General features: G+C 38.3%; 14 protein-coding genes. 3 read left to right on the top strand and 11 right to left on the bottom strand.

Going from position 1 to position 20,110, the window contains the following annotated elements; all coding sequences use genetic code 11:
* The 4 genes from ACO1O5_RS12385 to ACO1O5_RS12370 form a co-directional block, all read right to left on the bottom strand.
* A partial coding sequence (locus ACO1O5_RS12385) for a c-type cytochrome (RefSeq protein ID WP_486270631.1) occupies positions 1-1,094 on the bottom strand: 1,094 nt, incomplete at its 3' end.
* 81 nt (positions 1,095-1,175) lie between these two features.
* Positions 1,176-2,840 carry an ATP-dependent DNA ligase gene (locus tag ACO1O5_RS12380; protein ID WP_486270629.1) on the bottom strand — a complete coding sequence of 555 codons (1,665 nt, stop codon included), beginning with the start codon at positions 2,838-2,840 and terminating at the stop codon, positions 1,176-1,178.
* A gap of 9 nt (positions 2,841-2,849) precedes the next feature.
* Positions 2,850-3,893, bottom strand: a complete 1,044-nt coding sequence (locus ACO1O5_RS12375) for a ligase-associated DNA damage response exonuclease (protein ID WP_486270627.1) — start codon at positions 3,891-3,893, stop codon at positions 2,850-2,852.
* Positions 3,894-4,067: 174 nt separating this feature from the next.
* Positions 4,068-4,472 carry a c-type cytochrome gene (locus ACO1O5_RS12370; protein ID WP_486270625.1) on the bottom strand — a complete coding sequence of 135 codons (405 nt, stop codon included), beginning with the start codon at positions 4,470-4,472 and terminating at the stop codon, positions 4,068-4,070.
* A 297-nt stretch (positions 4,473-4,769) separates the two neighbouring features.
* On the opposite strand from ACO1O5_RS12370, the gene ACO1O5_RS12365 reads away from it, so the two are divergent.
* Complete coding sequence (locus ACO1O5_RS12365) at positions 4,770-6,728, top strand: ATP-binding protein (RefSeq protein WP_486270623.1); 1,959 nt, start codon at positions 4,770-4,772, stop codon at positions 6,726-6,728.
* 24 nt (positions 6,729-6,752) lie between these two features.
* Here ACO1O5_RS12365 and ACO1O5_RS12360 read toward each other — a convergent pair whose 3' ends face one another.
* From ACO1O5_RS12360 to guaA, 5 genes are all read right to left on the bottom strand, one after another.
* Positions 6,753-8,204 (bottom strand): pyridoxal phosphate-dependent decarboxylase family protein, encoded by a 1,452-nt coding sequence (locus ACO1O5_RS12360; protein WP_486270621.1) that lies wholly within the window; start codon positions 8,202-8,204, stop codon positions 6,753-6,755.
* A gap of 17 nt (positions 8,205-8,221) precedes the next feature.
* A complete protein-coding gene (locus ACO1O5_RS12355; protein WP_486270619.1) occupies positions 8,222-11,350 on the bottom strand; it encodes a WD40/YVTN/BNR-like repeat-containing protein in 3,129 nt (1,042 codons plus the stop codon).
* Between the two features lie 103 nt (positions 11,351-11,453).
* Positions 11,454-12,032 carry a TMEM175 family protein gene (locus ACO1O5_RS12350; RefSeq protein WP_486270617.1) on the bottom strand — a complete coding sequence of 193 codons (579 nt, stop codon included), beginning with the start codon at positions 12,030-12,032 and terminating at the stop codon, positions 11,454-11,456.
* 84 nt (positions 12,033-12,116) lie between these two features.
* A complete protein-coding gene (locus ACO1O5_RS12345; protein ID WP_486270615.1) occupies positions 12,117-13,304 on the bottom strand; it encodes an ABC transporter substrate-binding protein in 1,188 nt (395 codons plus the stop codon).
* A 71-nt stretch (positions 13,305-13,375) separates the two neighbouring features.
* The gene (guaA, locus tag ACO1O5_RS12340) at positions 13,376-14,908 is read right to left on the bottom strand and encodes a glutamine-hydrolyzing GMP synthase (protein ID WP_486270613.1); all 1,533 of its coding nucleotides are present in this window, start codon (positions 14,906-14,908) and stop codon (positions 13,376-13,378) included.
* A 68-nt stretch (positions 14,909-14,976) separates the two neighbouring features.
* Between guaA and ACO1O5_RS12335 the strand changes: the two genes are divergently transcribed.
* Positions 14,977-15,684 (top strand): head GIN domain-containing protein, encoded by a 708-nt coding sequence (locus ACO1O5_RS12335; protein WP_486270611.1) that lies wholly within the window; start codon positions 14,977-14,979, stop codon positions 15,682-15,684.
* Between the two features lie 79 nt (positions 15,685-15,763).
* Positions 15,764-17,617 (top strand): molecular chaperone HtpG, encoded by a 1,854-nt coding sequence (htpG, locus tag ACO1O5_RS12330; RefSeq protein ID WP_486270609.1) that lies wholly within the window; start codon positions 15,764-15,766, stop codon positions 17,615-17,617.
* 59 nt (positions 17,618-17,676) lie between these two features.
* On the opposite strand, the gene ACO1O5_RS12325 is transcribed toward htpG, so the two are convergent.
* Together ACO1O5_RS12325 and recJ are read right to left on the bottom strand one after the other, a co-directional pair.
* Positions 17,677-18,327, bottom strand: coding sequence for a hypothetical protein (locus ACO1O5_RS12325; RefSeq protein WP_486270607.1), 651 nt, complete (start codon positions 18,325-18,327; stop codon positions 17,677-17,679).
* Positions 18,328-18,383: 56 nt separating this feature from the next.
* Positions 18,384-20,099: a single-stranded-DNA-specific exonuclease RecJ gene (gene recJ, locus ACO1O5_RS12320; protein WP_486270605.1), complete on the bottom strand. Its 1,716-nt coding sequence runs from the start codon at positions 20,097-20,099 to the stop codon at positions 18,384-18,386.
* Positions 20,100-20,110 lie beyond the last annotated feature (11 nt).

Genomic DNA, 20,110 nt, shown 5'->3' with positions numbered 1-20,110 from the left:
TCCAGCGGCGGCGCAATGTATCCTCTAAAAGGTACAAGTTTTGCAGGATGGTCCCCTGTTGTAAACCAGCTTTGATTGAACCAATCTACAAATTGAGGACTACTATAATTTGATGAATAAAGTAAAGAATCAGTTTGAATAGTTTCTTCCGGAATTAAGAGGTTAGGATAATCAGCATCTTTACCATAATTGCCATGGCAGCCGGAGCAGGATGCTTCAAAAATAAGCTGGCCGTCGTCAGCAAGTTTTACATTAATTGCCTTGGGATACTTTGGTGGCTGCAGTGAATAAATATACGCAAGCACGTCATTAAAGTGTTTATCCACTTCTGCTGCTTCACTTGTATCGGTAACCGTTAGTAAATTAGAAGCCATTAAAAATCTGCCGAAATCTCCTCTCCCAAATCCATTATAAAACATGGCATGTTTCTTTTTGAGCAACCACCAGGGTGGCACGTCGGTAGGTATTAATTCTTCGGGTATGGGCATCTGTGAGCTGTCTTTCCAACGGAAAGTTTTTGGATCTCTGTGAGCCACGAGTAAGGCGGCAAGCCGGTCCGCGACGTTTACTCCTTTAGTTTCAGTTACGAGGTAAGGTGAAACCGCCTCAATAGATTGAATAAAGTTTTTAGCAGCATCATATTTTAAATTGTTGCCGGGGCCGTTCTTCAGAAATTTTTCCAGGAGCCTGGCCGTGCCGGAATGATCAGTTGTGTAATCAGATAATGAGTTGCCCATGCCAATTACCAATTTACCATTGAATTCCTGTGAATGACATTGAAGGCAGTTTGGTGACACGATCTTTTCACCATTTGGTGCGATTACGGCGTTGAATGAATAAGGAATACCCTTGTTAATTCCTTCTCTTCCCAAATCTTCGGCGCTCTTGCCAATACCCATTTGAAAGAATGAAAATGGAATTCCGCTTTTCAAATAATCACCTGTTGTTAGATAATTATAGCCTTCTTCAGCATTACCCGCCCTTTGTTTCGATGCTTCAATATAGACAGGATCTTCCTTCTTTTTTTCTTTTGTAAAAAAACTAAGAGCGACAATAATAGAAGCGAGAAAAAATATTATAAGTTTCGATTTCACGAAGGCAAAGTTATTTTATAATCAAAATTTTTTTATGGGTTTAACATCATCTAAATTTTCTTTAACCAGGAACCAGATAGATTATTTACCATAGATATTGAGCATTTGTTTTAAATCGTCTAATGTATTTATCTCATCAACGGTTTTGTCGTGTCTCCAACGACTCATTCGCGGGAATCTCAATGCCACGCCACTTTTATGACGATTGCTGGCTGCAATACCTTCAAAAGCAATTTCAAAAACCAGTTCGGGTTTTACGGTTCGCACCGGCCCGAATTTTTCAATTGAATTTCGTTTTACAAAATTATCAACCTGGGCAAATTCTTTATCAGTTAAACCTGAATAAGCCTTTGTGAATGCAACCAGGTGATTGCCGTCTTTTACGGCGAAAGTGTAATCTGTGTATAAATTACTCCTTCGTCCACTTCCCTTCTGCGCATAGATCATAACGCAGTCTATCGTTAAAGGATCTATCTTCCATTTCCACCAATCGCCCCTTTTTCTTCCAACTTTATAGTCAGATATTTTTCTTTTCAACATCACTCCTTCGCTATTCACTTCCCGCGATTTATTTCTTAATTCCGACAATTCTTTCCACGAAGTGAAGCTGATAATTTCCGAAATTTTTATGGCAGGAATTTTTATGGGAAGAATAATTTCTTCCAGTTTTTTTCTTCTCTCCGTAAGTGTCTTAAAACGCCAGTCTTCGAAATTGTACTCCAGGAGATCGTATGCAAAAAAACTTATTGGTGCATCAACCAATTGTTTTTTACCAATATTTTTTCTCCCAATGCGGGTTTGTAAAACTGAAAAGGGCAGGGGTTTGCCATCCACCGCCGGAATAATTTCTCCATCGAGAACGATACCGTCAGGCAAAAGATCTTTCAATATATAATATTCAGGAAATTTATCGGTCATCAATTCTTCGCCGCGGCTCCACGCAAATAGTTCGTTATTGCGTTTAATCAGTTGGCCACGAATGCCATCCCATTTCCATTCGGCTTGCCATTCGCCAGGGTCACCTAAATTTTCTGGCTCTTCTTCTAAGGCATAGGCTAAATAGAAGGGATAGGGTTTTGAAAAATCAGTTAACGATGCGGCTTCACTTAGTAGATTATCAAACGAAGTTGTTGAAGGATCCCAATTGCCACTAATTCGATGCGCAATTATTGACGATGATAATTCAATTGTTTTCGCTAATGCGTTCACAATTGTTTTTTGTGAAACGCCTATTCGAAAGCTGCCGGTTATTAATTTATTAAACACAAATCTTTCATCACGATTCATCTGGTTCCAGCTTTCAATAATAAATTTTTTTCTTACCGCTTCATCCTGTTTTTCAATTGATATAAATGTTTCCAAATAATGTGATAAACTTTTGTTCTTCTGTTCTTCCTTTTTTGTTTCTGGCAAAAGCAAGGCAAGTGTTTCAGCAAGATCACCAACAGTAGAATAGCATTCATCAAAAAGCCATGATGGATAATTGGTGATTTCTGCTGACCATTCCCGCATGAGCCTGGAACTCACTGTGCGCCTGGGTCTTCGCCCGCTGAAAATTGCTATCACCCAAACTTTATCGTTATCCGGAGCAATGGCAAAATAATCGGTAAGGATCTGGAGTTTGTCATTTGTTTTTGTTGAAGAACTTAATTCACTGACCAGTTGTGCAAACAACTCCAGCCCGGAAGTGTCTGTGTCATTTCCGGGATTTTCCTTTGCGTTAATAATATTTAGATTCTCTGTCATCACCTTGTGCTACACTGTAATTTCTTTCTCATTTTCGTTTTTTGCTAGTTCTCCAGTTATCTCCTCTTCTTCATTCCCGTACTGCGTTCTTACTTCTGCCGCAATAGCAATTTGTTCTTCATTACAGTAACGGGTAAACGCAGATTTAAATCCGTGAGTAACGTAAAGTCTTTCGGCGCCGGTTGCTTTCACAGCTTCCAGTAATCCGTCCCAGTCAGCATGATCGCTCAATGCAAAGCCTGCATCTACATTTCTTCTTCTCGCATTACCTCTTACCTGCATCCAGCCGCTACATACTCCAACGGAATAAGGGGCAAATTTTTTCATCCAGGTAGTTCCATCTGCCGAAGGAGGAGCAATTACGACGGCACCTTTTAATAAGTCTTTAGGGGTCTCGGGAGTTACTCTTACAACTCGTGCGATATTCCATCCAGCATCTATCAGCATTTGTTGCATATTAAAAATAGCCCCATGTGCGTAAATGGTTTGGGTGGTTTCTTTGATTGCCTGTAACACACGTTGTGCTTTGCCCAAACTGTAAGCAAGTATTATACTTGCTTTGCCATTTTCTTTATTTTTATTGATCCAGTTTATGATGTTATCATAAATTTCCTGTTGCGGTTTCCATTTATAAATGGGTAATCCAAAAGTGGATTCAGTAATGAAAGTGTTGCATTTCACTGGCTCGAATTTGCCGCTCAGGCCGTCGTCCTCTAATTTATAGTCGCCACTTACAACCCAAACTTCTCCTTTGCACTCAACTCTTATTTGCGATGAACCAATGATGTGGCCCGCAGGATGCAACGAAACTTTTACGCTGTTAAAGTAAATTGGTTCATTCCATTGTAGCGTTTGATAATTATTTTCACCAAGTCGTAATTGAAGTATGGATTTTGTATCAGTATGACATAAATAATACTTGTGGCCAAAATATGCATGATCTGAATGGCCATGAGTAATAATTGCTTTATCTACCGGTTTCCACGGATCAATAAAAAAATCTCCTTTCTCACAATAAAGCCCTTTATCAGTAAATGTGATTAAGTCATTCATTTGTTAGAAAGTTACAAAATGCTTGCCTGATTGGCACCCTGTTTTTAGTAACATTTGTTTTTCCTAAAAGTTTTCGATATAGATCTATATCATGAGTTCTCTTTAATAATAAAAGCCCTCGAGAAGGGCTTTATTATTATGAGTTATTAATCCGGAAAATCAACACCAAATATTCTATTGCTTCAGCAAAAGGATATATTTAACCATTTGTTCTGCATCAGCTTCACTTAGCTCGGGATGGGGCGTCATCATTACTTCTCCCCAAACTCCTTTACCGCCCGAAATTACTTTATGAGCGAGGTAAGTGAGTGCTGTATCGTTTCCTGCATATTTGTTGGCAACGTCTTTATATGCCGGTCCAATTAACTTCTCATTTACTTTGTGGCATGTTAAGCAATTTGATTTTGCTACTAACGCTAATCCTTTTTCATAATCGGGATTGGAAGACAGATCGCTGGCTGCGGGTTTTGCTGCTGTGGCAGTATCGGATGTTGCATTGGCTGAATTTTGTTGATCGCTGCTGCCTCCACAAGACGCAATTAAGAAAAGTAAAGGAAGCACTGTGAGAATTTTTTTCATTGTTAAAATATAATTTTAAAATTTTATGGTTGGAACGAAATGAAGGTTAAAGGTATAATAATCAATATTCTGAAACGAAATTTTTTTTCTTTTTTATAGTTAGAAAGAAACGGTGGGATATGAAATGCATTTTCGAAATAGATTCATTTTGTTACAACTAATGATATGTAAAGGGTAGTAGATAATCTATAATTTAATTATTGTGTAATTTTTATTTCTCCTTCTGTAACTTTATCTCAAATCCAGGATCTCAACATGAATTCCTTTTTCAGAAAATTACCTCTTTCAATCAAGTTAATGCTAATAGGCATTATTCCTGTACTGTTTCTGATTTACTTATCCGGACAATTGTATAATGATAAAAAGCAGCGGGTAAAATTAATAGCAGATTATATCGAACATATTCATGAGTCGCAAAACGTGGCGAAACTTATGAGTGAACTTGAAAACGAACGAAAATATTCGTTCCAATACGCTTTAAAAAAGACCAACTATAGCAACATCATATTACAAAGGACCCGAACAGACGCGGTTATTGCATTGCTCGATAAAAGTAAAGATCTGGCCATTTCACAATTTGCTGACTACACATTTTTGAATAAATTATCCAGGATTCGCAATTCGATAGATTCTTCCGGCAATTTCCCGGCGGATGAGCTGATGAAATATTATACCAGCGTAATCTCACGACTTAATACACTAATCTCTGTAGCTTCTGCGAGCAATGCTTTTTTACAACCGGTTTATAAAGACCTGATTGCACAAAAGACGCTTTTTGAAATGGTCACACTTCTTGGTATCATCAGAACGAATATTTATACCTCTTTATATACAAAAAAATATAACAAGGAAACTTTTTCGCAAAATATTACAACATATAATTTTTTAAAAAGTTACGAGGCTGAATTTTTGTTAAAAGCCTCACCCGCATCGATTCTTGCCTACAAGAAACTAAAGGATTCAACTGCACTAAATGCTACGCTGGCTTACATCGATAACCTTGTTGCCAAATCGCTACCGGATACATCAATAAGTGCAGAAGATTGGTGGATACTTTCATCAAAAGGTACTGATGTATTAAAAAAAGAAGGGAATGATTTAGGAATAACGATTGAAGCAGGGATGGATCATATTTACAATGCGGAGGTGAACTCGAGAAACAGGACGCTGATTTTTCTTATTGCTGCCATAGTTTTAGTTATAAGTTTTGTGCTGTTTACGATAAGAGTAATTAGTAAGATGTTGAGTGAACTTAAAGTAGCGGCTCAAAAAATATCTGCCGGCGGTACCGGATTAAGATTAACGAATATGCCGAATGATGTAATGGGTAACCTGGCGGATTCTATACTGGAGATTGACAAAAATAATATAGAACTCGCTCACGCGGCCAACCTGATAGGATCTGGAAATTTTGATGTGAAGGTAAATCCAAGAGGCGAAGAAGATTTGTTGGGCAATTCAATTAAAAAAATGAAAAGAGATCTTCGTGAGCTAACAGCTGAAAAAGATAAAGTGCAGCTGGAGACTCTGGAACTTATGAACAGGAAAGATGATTTTTTAAGTATTGCAAGCCATGAGTTGAAAACACCGGTGACTTCATTAAAGGCGTATACGCAACTTCTGCAAATGGATGCTATCGAAAACGCAGACGACAGAAGGGCGTCTATGCTTGCTAAAATGGACAGCCAGATAGATAAGCTAACCTCTCTGATAACTGATTTGCTCGACACATCAAAAATGCAGAATGGAAAGTTGATATACAATAAAACTTTTTTTCAGCTAGACGAACTTATAAAAGAAAAAGTTGACGAAATACAAGTAACTAATGTTTTTCATAATGTCATTATTGAAAAAAATATTCCGCTGCAATTGTATGCCGATAGGGAAAGAATAAGCCAGGTACTATCAAACTTATTAAGTAATGCAATTAAATATTGTCCCGACTGTAAGGAGATTATCGTAAGGCTGGAAAAAAAAGGTGATGCAGCGATTTGCTCTGTACAGGATTTTGGAAACGGCATAAACAAGGCCCAGCAAAATAAAATATTTGAACGGTTTTACAGGGTAACCGGGAATAATCTGCATACTTACCCCGGCTTAGGCCTGGGGCTGTTTATTTCCAGAGAAATTATAGAAAGGCATAACGGAAAAATTTGGTTAAACAGTGAAGAAGGAAAGGGGAGCACATTCTATTTCAGCCTTCCCATTTCAGTAAATAAAGGTAGATTAGTTCAGTCGGCAGTAATGCATAAATAACATCTAAAAGGATAACCTGCAAAATCAATTTTCCAATTTTTCCCCAAGTTCAACAACTCTGTCTGTTAGAATCTTAAAATCTTCCCTGATAGTTCTATGATTCGTATTGGCAACTCTTAAAGAATATTTGCCTTTCAATATTGTGTAGGAAGGCAGTGCTACGCCGCTCTCGTGCAATTGAAACAGCAATTCTTTATTTAGAGAATTTAATTGTTCTTCGTCAGTTAAATTTCCTTTATACCGAAAGCAAAGAAGGTTAAGTGGTGCGGGGGCTGTTAATTCCAGTTTAGGGTTATTGTTTACAAGTAGTTTTAGATATTGCACCTGTTCAACGTTCTGGGTTACCATTCTGCCAAATTTCTTTATACCATGCTCTTTTATTGACATCCAGATTTTTAGGGCTTTAAAGCCTCTTGATAATTCAACACCATAATCACTAAACCAAATATCGCCGCCACCCATGCCTCTTTTCTCATGCTGAAGATAGGCGGCCTCCAAAGAAAATGCATTATAATGGGTACTCTTATTACGTACAAGCACACACGAAGCTTCATACGGCACATACATCCACTTATGCATATCCATCGCCAGCGAATCAGCCCGTTCAATTCCGGCCACTTTATGTTTATATTTTTCAGATAAATTGAGCATGGCTCCAATTGCGCCATCCACATGAAACCATAGATTTTCTTTTTTGCACAAATCGGCTAAAGCATTAAGATCGTCACAGGCACCGGTATTTACAGTAACCGCATTGCCAATAACACAAAAGGGTTGCAGACCTTGCTTAACATCTTCCTGGATTTGTTGATGCAGATTGTCAATGTTAATTTCATAATTATCATTAACGGGTATTAATCGTAAGGAATCGCTTCCCAGTCCCAAAAGTTCAACCGATTTGTTTACACAATTATGTACCTCTGCTGAAGCATATACCATCATTCTTTTTTGAGAACCATATATTCCTTTTTTACGCAAATCAAAATCGGCTTTCGCATATCGTGCAACAGTAATGCCAATAAGATTTGCCATTGAACCGCCGCTTACGAGCAGCCCGCTTGCACCAGCAGGAAACCCAAATAATTCAATGAACCAATCTATCAATTGTTTTTCTACAAGCCCACCCACCTGGTTGCCGCCGCCCTGGTTAATATTAATGCCTGCAGCAAGCATGTCGGCAAGCATAGCAAAAGGCGTTCCGGTTCCCATTACCCAACCCCAGAAACGCGGATGAATATTGCCAGTAGGGTATGGCCGGATTTTAGTTTTAAAGTCTTCATAAATTGACTCATGCATTTGTCCCTCTGTGGGTACCCTTTGATTAAAAAAATCTTTTACTTCGAGTGGTGGCTCCTGCCAAACTTTTCGTTCGCGAACCGTGGAAAGGAACTGCATCATATCTTTTACCATTTCCATTCCAAGTTGTTCCATCTTTGACCAGTCAGCAGGGTCGAGGGTTTCTTCGTTTGTATACATGTTCTATTTTTTTTATTCTAAATGACAATGCCCGGCAGGCCGGCTTTTTTTATTTCACGATTAATTAAAGAAATATCTGAAGTTTTAATTTTCATCCAAATTGCTTCGAGTTGTTCAAAATCTTTTTTTGAGCTGCCTACTAATTCAACGGAGGTGCTCGTTGGTGGCATGTCCGATTCCTGTAATCTGCTGAAGAGAGAACTGAATGAAGTGTTTACCATGCTGAAACTTTTCGATTTATCTATAGTTTTTGCATTCTCGACATTTATTATTTTTTCATCCAAACTGCTTAACGATGCATGCAGATCACCTTTTGTTTTGGGTAGTAATTCTTTAATTTGATTATGAATACTAACGGTCTGTCTTGAGATTTTCATAATTTGTAGTCTGCCCTCGTAGCAAACCATAGATAGATCATGTTGCTTTTGCAAATCTTTTGCAGATGTTTTTACTCTTGGATCCATTTTAATAATTAATGGTTGCGAAAAAGTTTCATTATTCACTTTTAATATAACGGTATAATTCCCCGGCACCACCCAGGGAGAAGTGGATTCGGGTGCTGTGTTTTTATAAATTGCCGCTATAGGATAGGATGCCGGAAGGTTGAGAGGGGTATAATGTAAATCCCATATAAACCTGTGTGAACCTCGCTCTCCTGATAAAATTTGCTGCGGGCGAATCCAGTAAAGAGGAATGTCAACCTCGGGAATTTTATATAAAGTATCGTTGCTGCTGAATCGTCTTACAAGGTTACCTTTTGCATCGATAATTTCGAGTATTACTTCTCCGTTAGCCTTACCGCTTAAATAATAATCAATAGTGGCGCCATCAGGAGGATTTTGCCCGGCAGGTTCATCTGGCGGCAAAGGAGTATCAGTATTGTTATCCCATCGTACTCTTGTTGCATTTGCTGGTTTAAATAAAATGTTATGCTCACCTGTTTTATTATTAATCTGCCTTAGTGATGTCATGTTATCTAGTATCCAAAAACCTCTGCCATGGGTGGCAATCGCCAGGTCGTCATCTTTAATAATTAGATCACGTACAGATGTGGCAGGCATATTTAAACGAAGTGATTGCCAGTTGTCGCCATCATTAAAAGAAACGTAAACCTGGGTTTCTGATGTGGCGAACAACAGTCCCTTCTTTTCGGTATCTTCTCTTACTGCGTTTATGGGATCGTTAGGTAAGCCGGTTACAATTTTTTTCCAGGTTATTCCGCCGTCGTTTGTTTTATAGATGTAAGGGAGCAGGTCATCACATCTTAACCTGTTTACGGAAGCATAGGCGGTATTCACATCGAAGTGGCCGGCATCTATCATAGATATTTTGCTCCATGATGTTATTGCTGCAGGTGTCACATTTTTCCATGTTTTGCCGCCATCTTTAGTAATGTGAATTAACCCATCGTCCGTTCCTGCCCAGATCGTATTAATATTAATTGGTGAAGGAGCTACTGAATATATTACCCCTCGCCTCTGCATTTTTTTTACAGCATCGTCGGCATAAATTCCTACACTTGCTGGAATATCCCAACTTTTCCTTGACAGGTCGGGGCTGATGACCCGCCAATTGTTACCACCGTCCACGGTTTTGAATAAGACATTCCCTGCATAGTACAATGTTTTGTGATCGACAAGTGAAAAAATAACCGGTTCGGTGCGGACAAAACGATATCCGGAATTTCGTTTATCCGCCGGAGTTATACTTTGAACCTGCCCGGTTAGTTTATTGTATTTAGATAATTTGCCACCATACACAATATTTGAATTCAGAGGGTCTGCCGCGACATATCCATATTCCTGGGCGCCTACCGGGTGCCAGTCGCGAAAGGTGATTTCTCCATCATTACCCCTTGAAGCAATACCTACAGAACCACTTTCCTGTTGGCCACTATATAAATTGTAAGGGAAAGCATTATCGGCACTCACATGATACAATTGCGCAGTAGGCTGGTTGTACCAGGAACTCCATGTGTCGCCACCGTTTACCGTTATTATGGCTCCCTGGTCGCCAGTTACCAACATTACTTGTGTGTTGTCAGGATTGATCCAGATATTTTGATAATCATCGCCACCAGGCGCTCCGCGAATACCCGTCCATGTTTTACCACCGTTAACTGATTTCCAAACGACGATGCTGGTACTATATATCGTTTCGGGATCTTTGGGGTCCACCATAATTGTTGGAACGTCACCACCGCCAATTCTTGCCTGCGGCCTTCCGTCTTCGGTTATTTCATGCCAGTCTTCTCCTCCATCTTCTGAACGGAAAAGCCCCATTCCTGTTCCCGTTCCGTATTCGTTTTCTTTATCAGTACCAACCACTGCATACACAATGTTTGATGACGATGGCGCAATGGCGATATGTGCTTGCACCATATCAGTTGGTAAGTCGTTTGACAATTTCTTCCACGTATTACCACCATCTGTCGATTTATAGATTCCTCCTTTTGTCCCAGACCATTCGCCATTTTCCCATGGACCTTCCCGTGATTGCCATAATGTGGCAAGAATAACATCTGAATTATTTGGATCAATCAATACATCGTCTCCACCTGTATTTTCGTCTACGTGTAGAACGTTAGTAAATGTTTTTCCTCCGTCTTCCGATTTGTAAATTCCTCTTTCCTTATTCGGTCCGTAAGGATGGCCTAACACAGCAACGAAAATTCTATCAGGATTTTTGGGATCAACATCAATCTTAGGAATTTGTTGCCCGTCCTGCAAGCCAAGATGTGTCCATGTTTTGCCAGCATCTATTGATTTATACATTCCGTTGCCGGTTGAGAGATCAGGGCGATGCAAACCTTCTCCGCTGCCTACATAAATAACATCGGGATTTGACGGCGCAACTGCAATGGCACCGATTGAACCGGTTGATTGTTCGTCAAAAACGGGAAACCAGGTTCTTCCATAATCAGTAGTTTTCCAAACGCCACCATTATTTACGCCAATGTAAAATACATTTGGTTGTTGTGGAACGCCTGCGGCGCCTACCGTTCTTCCTCCACGATAAGGGCCGATGCTTCGCCAATGGAGACTGCTGAATAACGACGAATTAATTTGTTGTGCCCTTAAGGCCGGAGGAAGCAAGAATACGCTTGCAAGAAATAAATAGGGTAAGTACGAAATATTTTTTTTCATGAAATAGGCGTAAGTATTTTTTTGGATAAACAAGGCTCCTAAGGTAGGCAGAAATGAAATAGGAGCGTTAGCTCAGAATACAATCAATCTACATAGAAAATTTTTATTCCTTTATGATAGTCTTTTCAATTCGGCGGTCTGGAATGAGCCACATGGCGGCGACGCAAGCATAAAGAAATAAACTAATCGCAGGATTATAGAATGCGACGGCAATAGCAACAAGATATATTACAACTGAAATAATACCTTTCCTATCTTTTCCAATAGCTTTTGCTAATGTTGAATCTTTCCCATGCAGTTTTACGAGGGCCTGCGCAAGTATATAATATGCTAAGCCCGCCATAAAAAGAATGATTCCATATACTACCACGGGCCATTTGGTAAAGTTATTTTCTCCCATCCATCCCGATGCAAATGGTACTAATGAAAGCCAAAAGAGTAGATGAGTATTTGCCCATAACACCGCGCCGTTAACATGTTTCACACTATACACCATGTGATGATGATTACTCCAGTAAATTCCTATATAAATGAAACTGAGAATATAACTGAGGAACACCGGCAATATCGGCCGGAGATCATTTAATTCATCACCATGTGGAATTTTCATTTCCAATAGCATTACGGTAATTATTATGGCGAGTACTCCATCACTAAAAGCTTGTAATCTTTCCGTTCTCATATTTTTTGAGTAATACTTTGCAGAAGAAATTTTATTGTTATGTAAATCTATAGCAAAAAGAAAAACGCTTAAAGCATCGGTTACTTACCATTCTCTCACGACATCTCCGTTTAGAATTTCCATTATAAAAAGATGTTTGTTTTCATAATAGTCAGGTGTTTTGTTTTGCTTTTCGATGTAGACCGGCCGGAAATTATAATTATGAAAAACAGACAGGGTGCTGTCATTTAGATGAGACATAATTTCACCGGGATATTTGAGCAGCAAGCTTGTGAAATACCAGGTTACTCCAAAACCCTTATAAGCCATGTCCGAAGGTTTCGTCCTGTATAATTGGAAATACTTCTTTATTAATAAACTGTCAGCTAAATTATTTTTTGCTTCATAGTGAGGGGTGGTATAGCGTATGGGAAAATCGGTGTAAGCATCTTTTTTATATAGGCTTCTAAATCCGTCCCAGTTGGGCATTCCTATTAAAACCACGGAATGTTTTTTTTGAATTGCATAACATGCATCAGCGAGGCTTTTTGCCAGATCTTCATCTAAAGTTGCTCCAATAATAACGGCAGTGTGTAAGGTGTCTATTCTATTGATTAAGCTATAGGCAGATATAGTACTATCAACCATAATAGTCCTAATATTCAATAACGGTTTCCCTTCCTCATAATTAATGCTTCTTAAATAATTCTCTACCCTGTCATCGCCTTTCTTTTTAACGATATAAATTTTATCGGTTCCATGTTTTTGTAAAAGATAACTAAATATGCCCTCGCAGTTAGCCTTTAATGTTGAGTTAACAATAACCAAAAATGGATTTGCGAGTATGCCCCCATCGTTAGGATAGGTTGCAGAAATAAAAGGAATATTTTTTTCTAGTGCGAAATCAGCCAATTCTCTATAATCGGGATCTTTTACTGATCCTATAATCAGGTTAACCTTATCAAGCTTTTTATATTTAATGAGCCATGATATTGGTTGCCGGTATGATTTTGAATCGTAAATAGACGCTTCTACAGATTTTCCATTAATATTCAAAGTATCAAGAGCAATATGGGCCCCCTGCACAAACTCAACTGCAGGCAAAATAAGTCTTGGAATTGAATTATCGGAAGTTAATTGACCGTTTGAAAAAACAGAATCGAGATATAAAGGAGCAAATATTGCTATATGGTAAGTTACGGGTGGTGCAATCGTTGTGTCGTTCTGGGCAAATAATGTTTGCGGGGATGCTGCAATCATAAAAAGGCACAAAATCAAAATATTTTTCTTCATAAATTAAAGCCTATTAGCAATATACATTATTCAATAAATTACCCAGCTATAGTTGCAAAAAGAACCAACACTTATTCCCATTCAATTGTTGCAGGTGGTTTACTGCTGATGTCATAAACAACTCTATTAATACCTTTTACATTATTAATAATTTCATTAGAAACATGGGCAAGAAATTCATAAGGAAGATGAGCCCAATCCGCCGTCATACCATCTACAGAAGTTACCGCCCTGAGTGCCACAGTAAATTCATAAGTTCTCTCATCGCCCATTACGCCTACACTTTTAACAGGGAGTAAGATAGCACCAGCTTGCCAAACAGTTGCATACAAATCGTATTTTAATAAAGCATTAGTATATATGGCATCTGCTTGTTGCAACAAGTGCACCTTTTCTTCCGTTACTTCTCCTAAAATTCTTATGGCAAGGCCCGGACCAGGGAACGGGTGACGATTTAAAAGTGCCGAAGGAAGACCAAGTTCGGCGCCAACTTTTCTTACTTCATCTTTGAAAAGCGAGCGCAAAGGCTCTACCAGCTTAAGCTTCATATAATCCGGAAGACCGCCCACATTATGATGCGACTTGATAGTTTGAGAAGGACCATGAACGGACATTGATTCAATTACATCAGGATATATAGTGCCCTGTCCTAAAAATTCTATTCCTTCGATTTTATGTGCCTCTTGATCAAAAATTTCAATAAAGCATTTTCCGATAATTTTTCGTTTTTCTTCCGGGCTTACTTTGCCGGCAAGTTTTGCATAAAAATGATCTTTTGCGTCTACGCCTGTTATGTTTAATCCGATGCTTTTGCACGAGGTCAACACCTGTTGAAATTCATCTTTTCGCAATACACCGTTATCTACAAATATTCCAAACAAATTCTTGCCGATAGCTCTATGAATGAGCGTTGCTGCCACTGTTGAATCGACGCCGCCACTTAAAGCCATGATCACTTTTCTATCGCCAATGGTATTTTTGATGGATGCAACCGTGTCATTAATGAAATGCGCCGGTGTCCAATCCTGCGTGCATCCACATACATTTATTAAAAAATTTTTAATAATTTTTTTGCCTTCGGCAGAATGATAAACCTCCGGATGGAATTGTAACCCGTAAAGTTTCACGTTTTCATTTTCATATTTAAAGGCGGCAACCGGAATACTATGCGTTGTTGCAGACAATGAAAAATTTTCAGGCAATTTCACGATTGTGTCGCTATGACTCATCCACACATCCGAATCATTTTTTACATCTCTCAACACTTCATGATTGTCTTTAACCTGCAACTTTGCTCTGCCATATTCACGCTTATCGCTTTTTTCAACAACTCCGCCGTACAATTTTGATGTGAGTTGGGCACCATAACATATTCCAAGGACGGGTACTTTTTCCACGATTGATTTTACATCAACCGAAGGTGCATTTTGTTCATTTACAGAAAAAGGAGAGCCTGAAAGGATAACTCCTTTAAGTTCCTTTGTAAATTCTATTTCTTTATTGAAGGGAATAATCTCGCAGTACACATTTGCCTCCCGAACGGCCCTGGCAATCAGTTGTGTGTATTGTGAGCCGAAATCGAGGATCAGTATTTTTTGCGTCATTTGCTGCGAAGTTAAAAAGTTTATTGAAGTTTGTATCTTGCCGACTGATAATCTTTAAAAACTACACGATGAAATATTTTCCGATCATAGCGGCCTTCGTTTTAATGCTCAGTTCCTGCAACATGATTTCCGGAAACGGCAACATCCGTTCGGAAAAAAGAAATACCGGAGATTTCAGGGCTGTAAAAACTTCCGGTTCAATAGACATCGAAATAAACAGTGGTGATACTTATGCTGTAGCAGCGGAAGATGACGATAATTTGCTTTCTTATATTGTTACCGACGTAAACAATGATGGTACGTTAAATATACATTATAAGAATAACACTTCAATAAGTAACGATCATGCAAAAGTATATGTAACTGCGCCTTCGCTTGACAAGGTAATCGTTTCAGGGTCGGCAGATGTGGATATCCGCGATGTTCTTAAAAATTCGCAAAAAATTGAAATGAGCGTTTCAGGTTCAGGAAATATAAAAGGTGCACTGGATGCTCCGGCAGTTTCTATTAATATAAATGGCTCGGGCGATGTAACCTTAAAAGGTAGAACCAAAGATTTTGAAGGCAATATTAGCGGGAGCGGAGATATTAATTGCGGCGCTCTTCAAAGCGAAAATGCGACGGTTAGGGTTTCTGGCAGCGGCAATGTGCATGTATTTGCCAGCGTTCACCTCAAAGCTTCAACCTTTGGAAGCGGCGACATATATTATGCCGGGAATCCCCAAAATCCTGAAATTCATACCACAGGAAGTGGGAGTGTGCAGGCGGAGAAATAATAATGGCGATTCATTGACATGTTGTCAGCATAAATAGTGTGGCATTTTTTTTGAAAACTAAAGCAAAAAAATACCACACATGCAAAAAGGAAGTATAAGAGTACAGACCGAGAATATTTTCCCAATTATTAAGAAATTTTTGTACAGCGACCATGAAATTTTTATTCGTGAGCTGGTGAGTAATGCCGTTGATGCAACGCAGAAATTGAGAACCTATTCTTCCCTTGGAGAAGTTAAGGGAGATATCGATAACGTCGACATTAACATTATTATTGACAAGGAAAAAAAGACATTAACAATTTCCGACAAAGGTATCGGGATGACTGCTGAAGAAGTTGATAAATACATTAACCAGGTTGCGTTTAGCAGTGCAGAAGAATTTTTGGAAAAATATAAAGGAAAGAATGAGGCCAATATTATCGGGCATTTTGGGCTGGGTTTTTATTCGTCTTTTATGGTGAGTGATAAAGTTGAGATCATTACAAAAAGCTTTAAAGAAGATGCCAAAGCAGTAAGATGGGAATGTGATGGAAGCCCGGAATATACTTTAGAAGAAACCGAAAAAGAAGGACGGGGAACAGATATTATTTTATACATTAATGAAGAAAGTGCAGAGTTTTTGGAGACTGAGCGGATTCAAAATATGCTTGAAAAATTTTGTAAATTTTTACCCGTTCCGATTAAATTTGAGGATAAACAAATAAATAACACAAATCCGGCATGGACGAAAAAACCTGCTGATCTTACCCCCCAAGACTACCAGGATTTCTATAAAGAATTATATCCCTTCAGCGAAGCGCCATTATTCTGGATTCATTTGAATGTTGACTATCCGTTTAACCTTACTGGCATATTGTATTTTCCCAAAGTAAAACAGCGTTTCGAAATTCAGAAAGATAAAATACAATTATACAGTAACCAGGTGTTTGTAACTGATGAAGTGAAGGATATTGTTCCCGAATTTCTAATGTTGCTGCATGGCGTAATTGATAGCCCTGATATTCCTTTGAACGTAAGCAGGAGTTATTTGCAGGGCGATCCGAATGTGAAGAAGATAAATTCTTACATCACTAAAAAGGTTGCGGATAAACTGGATGAAATTTTTAAAAGTGATCGCAAATCTTTTGAAGAAAAATGGGAGAGCCTTGGATTGTTTGTAAAGTACGGAATGATAACGGATGATAAGTTTTTGGAAAAGGCAAACAAGTTTAATTTGTTTGAAGATGCTGATGGAGGCAAATTCTACACGCTTGAAGAATATCGCACCGCAACTGAAACGCTACAAAAAAATAAAGATGGAAAGCTGGTAATGTTGTACACTACTGATCCCGTACAACAAAACAGTTATATACAAGCTGCGAAGAAAAAAAATTATATCGTTGTAAAGCTGGAAACTATTGTGGATGCAGCTTTCATCAACAATATGGAAATGAGATGGAACGACGTTCAGTTTGTACGTGTTGACGCTGATATAACCGATAACTTGATTGATAAAGGCGATCATATTGATAGTGTATTAAGCAAGGATGATCAGCTGAAACTGAAAGATATGTTTCACTTTGAAATTCCCGAATTGCATGTTTCAGTGGAAGTGAAAGGATTATCAGCAGACACACTACCGGTTATAGCTACACGCCCGGAATTTATGAGAAGAATGAAAGACATGGCCATGACCGGAGGTGGAGGAATGGGAAGTTTTTACGGAAATTTACCGGAGGAAGTTACGCTTACCGTAAACGGCAATCATCCGGTATATCAAAAAATATTGAACGAAGAAAATAAAGATAAACAGGAAAAAGAAGTTAGAAATTTAGCAGACCTTGCTTTGCTTTCACAGGGATTATTAAAAGGCAATGAACTTACTAATTTTATAAACAGAAGTGTTGAAATGATGGAAGGGAAAGAGAAGAGTAAAATAATATTGGAGGTTTAATTTAGATGATACGGTTTTAATAGCCCTGGAATTTTCAGGGCTATTTTATTTAAATGATTTTAGTCGTGAGATTCTTGATATGCTTCTTTTGATAAAATACTCAATTCCAGGTATTGTAATTTTTTAAAATAATATTCTTCCTCGAACCCGGCGCTTAAGAATATTTCTTTATGAACAGGGTTTGCATACATAATATAAATCTTTCTATCTTTTTCCTTGATAGATGAGAGAATATTTTTTACTACTTTCAGCATAATTACTTCGTCAAACGGATTAAAGAAAAAGAAAACAGTTTGATCTTTTTGTATTTTATAATTAACCACATCATCACAAATAATATTGAATTTGGCTGAAGGAAAAAGAGAGTTTGTGTTTTGAATATTTTTCTCTGCCATGAGACATAGAGCTTTCGCAAAATCAATCCCCGTGATAATGCGAAAACCGTAGTGTGAGGCAACAATCATCGCCCTTCCTTTTCCGCAGCCAAAATCGGTGAAGTTTTTATTTTCGTTTATGCTTGCCAGGTAGTTAAATCCTTTTTCGAGGATAAAGTAATTGCAGGCCTGGTAAATCGAACCGTGATCAAGATTATCACCTTTCACAGTTATTTTTTTCAGCCTGTCTAATTCTATGGTATCGAGGTTATATTTTCTTTCACCTCTTATCTCATGATAAATGCTAAAAAAAGCAAGAGGAAAATTCCAATTCATTCCTATAAAAAACCAGTACCGTATATAATAAATAAACTTTTTTATAGAGAGATAATTTAATTGAGATGAGTTTCAGAAAGCCTGAAATCGATAATCTTTAGCTGTAGATTTGTTTCGCCATTCCATTCATTTTCATCAATGGTATAAACAATGTCAACTGGCTTTTGCATTTGTAACAAGTGGAATTTTTCTGCCATATTAAAACCAATTCCGGTTAACACTACATTATCCTGTTTTAATACGAAGCGCACATGAAGTTCTTTCACAATTTTTGACCACGACGTATCCAAAATATTCTTTGTAATAAACACCGGCCGAAGATTTTCTGGTCCGTATGGTTCCATTTGTGTTATGATATTGTAAAAGCTTTTGGTGATATGTTTAAATTCAATTTCAGCATCTATTACAATTTCAGGGATAAGGAGTTCTGGTTCTATGCATGAAGAAACAATTTCCTCAAATTTGTTACTGAACGCAATTACATTTTCAGGCAGCAGGGTTAACCCAGCCGCAGCAAAATGTCCACCATAACCAATCAGATATTCGCGGCATCCATGAATAGCTTCATATAAATTAAAGCCCGGAACACTGCGTGCGCTCCCCCCGATATATTCACCACTTTGTGCCAGAACTACCGTTGGGCGGTAGTATTTTTCTATCAACCTGCTGGCCACAATTCCAACTACACCTTTATGCCAATGAGATTTAAAGACCACAGTAGTTTTTCGGTTTACCATGTTTTCATCAGCTTCAATAATTGCTAATGCCTCCTCAGTGATATTGGTATCAGCTTCTTTACGATCGGTATTGTCACTATGTAACATTTCCGCATATTCTTTGGCCTTAGTATAATCGTCTTCAATGAACATCAAAACTGCCTTTCTTGCATCATCCATTCTCCCAGCCGCATTTACGCGTGGCGCAATTATGAATACAACATTGTTAATTGAAAATTTTTTTTGAACACCACTCAGTTCAATCAATGCTTTTATTCCTGCCAGAGGATTGCTGTTCATCTTCTCTAGACCGTAATAGGCTAAAATCCTGTTTTCTCCGGTAATAGGAACTATGTCAGCTCCTATAGCCGTTACAACCAGGTCAAGATAACAGTTATATTCTTCGTCGGGTAGCCCTAACCGTTTAGAAAGTGCTGTAATAAGTTTATAACCGACTCCGCAACCACAAAGTTCTTTATAAGGATATTCGCAGCCTGGTTGTTTAGGGTTTAATATTGCGATGGCAGGTGGAAGTTCATGGTCTGGCAGATGATGATCGCAAACAATAAAGTCTAGCCCTAACTGTTTCGCATACCCGATAAGTTCAACAGATTTAATTCCGCAATCGAGCGATATTATAAGTCTAAAATTATTTTGTTTCGCGAAATCAATTCCTTGTTGGCTTACACCATATCCTTCTCTATAGCGGTGTGGGATATAAAAATCAATATTATCTTCGGTATAAATCTTTTTTAGAAACCGAAACATACATGCCACAGAGGTCGTTCCATCTACATCATAATCTCCAAAAACAAGAATTTTTTCATTATGATTTATTGCTGTTAGTATTCTTTCCACGGCTTTATCCATGTCCTTCATCAGGAATGGATCGTGAAGCTGCGAAAGTTGTGGCCTGAAATAATTTTTTGCTCTTTCAAAAGTATTGACCTGTCGCTGCACAAGAATTTTGCAAAGTTCATAACTTATTTGGAGCGTTTGCTGTAACGCGTAAACCTTACTTTCATCAGCCGATAATATTTTCCAATTTCTTTCCATTAATAAGTTTA

It is taken from the genome of Ginsengibacter sp., from assembly GCF_057362405.1.
The sequence above is the reverse complement of the archived record's forward strand: the minus strand, read 5'-3'. Positions and strand labels throughout refer to the sequence as shown.